Source organism: Gilvimarinus sp. 1_MG-2023, from assembly GCF_030548285.1.
The window spans coordinates 1-354 of sequence record NZ_JAUOSC010000417.1 but is presented as its reverse complement, the minus strand read 5'-3'; the positions used below and the strand labels follow the sequence as shown (position 1 = coordinate 354).

The window sequence follows — 354 nt, the reverse complement described above, 5'->3', positions numbered from 1 at the left end:
AAGTCATCCTGATAAAAAGCCAGACTCTGGCGCAACAGATAACGGTGTGCCAGCCAGCGAATTTTCATCGGGTAGTTGCCCATCAGGGTCTGGTGCACCAGCGCCGAATGCAGAAAGCTGGTTAATGGCATCAGCACCAGAATCACCAGCGCCATGCCGATCAGGCTGGCGTATTCTTCCTGCAAAAAGGTATCGGGATTTTTTTCCGATAACCAGTCAACCAGATTACCCATAAAGCCAAACAGGGATACCTCCAGAATCGCTGCCAGCGCCGTCAGCAATGACATGCAGACCAGTGGAATCTCAACTCCATGACTGTAATGGCGACAAAAGGCATACAGGCCTTTGGGGGGC

At 51.7% G+C, this 354-nt stretch carries 1 pseudogene; it reads right to left on the bottom strand.

Going from position 1 to position 354, the window contains the following annotated elements:
• Positions 1–354, bottom strand: a pseudogene (locus Q4563_RS17430) (ABC transporter ATP-binding protein); the annotation flags it as partial.